This is a genomic window from Acidovorax sp. KPB24-07 (assembly GCF_057543315.1).
The window spans coordinates 1-3,077 of sequence record NZ_BAAJYS010000385.1; the positions used below are offsets into that span (position 1 = coordinate 1).

2 protein-coding genes are annotated in these 3,077 nt (G+C 69.0%); both read left to right on the top strand.

The genetic code is table 11. The features are described from left to right. Positions 1-128: 128 nt before the first annotated feature. A complete protein-coding gene (locus tag AC27IQ_RS21375; protein ID WP_487090704.1) occupies positions 129-1,697 on the top strand; it encodes a DHA2 family efflux MFS transporter permease subunit in 1,569 nt (522 codons plus the stop codon). Between the two features lie 187 nt (positions 1,698-1,884). Next, positions 1,885-3,077, top strand: a 1,193-nt coding sequence (locus AC27IQ_RS21380) for a CehA/McbA family metallohydrolase domain-containing protein (protein WP_487090705.1), incomplete at its 3' end; no start/stop codon positions are given.

Consider the following 3,077-nt stretch of genomic DNA (forward strand, 5'->3'; position numbering starts at 1 on the left):
CGCCGGCCACGACCGCGTCGCACTGACCCTGCGGGCCGCCCCGGCGGCGCCTCGCCCCCCCAAGACAGACCCGCTGCGCACCGCCGCAGCGGGCCAGCCGTAGAACCACTCCCACAACACGCTGACCCATGTCTTCCCCCAACACCCCTGCGCCCCAGGCGCCGCCGCCCCTCGAAGGCAGCGCGCGCATGTGGGGCACGCTGGCCCTCTCGGCCGCGACGTTCATGAACGTGCTGGACACGTCCATCGCCAACGTGTCCCTGCCCGCCATCGCGGGCGACCTGGGCGTGAGCCCCACGCAAGGCACCTGGGTCATCACCAGCTTCGCGGTGGCCAATGCCATCGCGGTGCCGTTGACGGGTTGGCTGTCGCAACGCTTCGGGCAGGTGCGCCTGTTCGTGGCCAGCGTGACGCTGTTCGTGATCGCCTCGCTGCTGTGCGGCATCGCACCCAACATGGCCACGCTGATCGCCTTCCGCGCGCTGCAGGGCTTCGTGGCCGGGCCGATGATTCCGCTGTCGCAGTCGCTGCTGCTGTCCAGCTACCCCAAGGCGCTGGCCGGGCTGGCGATGGCGATGTGGTCGATGACCACGCTCGTCGCGCCGGTGATGGGGCCGCTCCTGGGCGGCTGGATCACCGACAACATGAGCTGGCCGTGGATCTTCTACATCAACGTGCCGGTGGGCATCATGGCCGTGCTGGTCACCTGGAGCATCTTCCACAAGCGCGAATCCGAGCGGCGGGCGCTGCCCATCGACTCCATCGGCCTGGCGCTGCTGGTGATCTGGGTCGCGGCCATGCAGGTGATGCTGGACATCGGCAAGGAGCACGACTGGTTCGCCTCGCCCTGGGTCGTGGCCTGCGGCGTGGTGGCCGTGGTGGGCTTCGCCGCCTTCATGATCTGGGAGCGCGGCGAGCCGCACCCGGTGGTGGACCTCACGCTGTTCCGCATCCGCAACTTCTGGGCCGGCGCGCTGGCCACGTCGGTGGGCTACGGTCTGTTCTTCGGCAACGTGGTGCTGCTGCCGCTGTGGCTGCAGCAGTACATGGGCTACACCGCCACGCAGGCCGGCGAGGTGCTGGCGCCAGTGGGACTGCTGGCCCTGGTGCTGTCGCCCGTGGTGGGCAAGAACATCGCCAAGGTGGACCCGCGGCGCTTCGCCACCTTCGCGTTCCTGGTGTTCGCGCTGGTGCTGTGGATGCGCTCGCGGTTCAACACCCAGGCCGACCTGACCACGATCATGGTGCCCACGATCATCCAGGGCATCGCCATGGCGTTCTTCTTCATCCCGCTGGTGACGATCACGCTGTCGGAGATCGCGCCCGCGCGCATTCCGTCGGCCTCGGGGCTGTCGAACTTCATGCGCATCACGGCGGGGGCCATCGGCACCTCGGTCTCGACCACGCTGTGGGAGCGGCGCGCCACGCTGCACCATGCCCAGCTCACCGAAGGGCTGCAGCAGGGCGGCATCGCCGTGACGCAGACGCTGCAGGGGCTGCAGGCGGGCGGCCTCACGCCCGAACAGGCGCTGGCGCAGGTGGAGCGCATGGTGAACCAGCAGGCCTTCATGCTGGCTGCCAACGACATCTTCTATGCGTCGGCCGTGCTGTTCCTGCTGCTGATTCCGCTGGTCTGGCTGGCCCACCCGGTGCGCCCCAGCGCCGGCAGCGCGGACGCCGCGGCCGGCGCGCACTGAGGCCGGGGCCGCCGGGCCGGGCCGAGGCGACTGTTGCGCCAAGGCCTCATTCCGGGGCACGGATGCAGGTGCCAGGCCGCCTGCGCATGCGATGTCATCACGGGTTCATCCGGGATTTCTACAAACGCGGGGCTGCCACCGGCATCCGCCGGCCGGTGGCCCCTGCGTCAAAAAATCCAGACAACCCATGCCCCGCTCCTCTGCTTTCGCCCCCAACACCTTCCGCCGTGCGCGGATGCCCCTGGCCATCGCCCTGGCCCTTCCCGCGCTCCTGCTGGCGGGCTGCGGCGGCTCCGGCGACGGCACGCCCGCTGCCGAACAGGGCCGCTGGACCACCGGCGACCTGCACACCCACACGGTGCAATCGGACGATTCGCGCACGACGCAGACGCTCGACTTCCTGCTCGGCAAGGCCTTCACCACCTACCGCCTGGACTGGATGGCGGTGACCAACCACCTGCGCTCGTCCAAGTACGACCACGCGGCCAACCTGCTGCCCGCGCCCAGGGCCTTCGCCTATGGCATGGAGGCCTATGAGATCCCGCGCATCCAGGCGCTGCAGGCCTCCGGCAACTACGCCGGCAAGCTGATCTTCTCGGGGTTCGAGTGGGACATGCCCACGCACGACCACATCGGCGTGGGCCTCTTCGAGGGGTCCAGCGGCAGCCTGAAGACCTCCGCCAGCGGGGCCAAGGAGTTCCAATACCTGTTCACCACGGGCGCCGAATCGCTCTTCGACGCGGCGGACGTGGCCCGCTGGAAGGCCCAGTACCCGCAGCGCTTCAACCAGACGGCCGACGACGCGCTCAAGGCCATCGCCTGGCTGAAGGCCAAGTACCCCGACACCAGCTACGCCCTGATCAACCACCCCTCGCGCAACCCGGGCAAGTATTCGATCGCCGACCTGCGCCAGATGAACGACCTGGCGCCGAAGATCGTGTTCGCCATCGAGGGCATGGTGGGCAACCAGCTCGAACCCGACCGCGGCGGCTACACCTCGGCCTACATCGACGCCAACCAACCCAACCGCACCTACGGCGGCACCGACGCCATCGTGGCGAAACTGGGCGGCGTGTGGGACGCGCTGCTGGGCGAGGGCCGCCGCATCTGGAACATCGCCGACTCCGACTCGCACTTCGAGATCGATTCGAACAACAACAGCAGCGGCTACTACCCGGGCGAATACGCCAAGAACCACGTCTGGCAGGCCAGCAAGGCGGAGGGGGGCATCGGCGGCCTGGTCGACAGCCTGCGCGCGGGCCGCAGCTTCGGCGTTTTCGGCGACCTCATCAACGCGCTGGACTTCAACGTGTACGCCCTGAGCGGCAAGGGCACCATGGGCCAGGAGATCAAGGCCTCGGCCGGCGAGAGCGTGACGGT

Coding starts and splice junctions, on each gene's coding strand:
- AC27IQ_RS21375 (WP_487090704.1), top strand. CDS start 129: ATGTCTTCCCCCAACACCCCTGCGCCCCAGGCGCCGCCGCCCCTCGAA.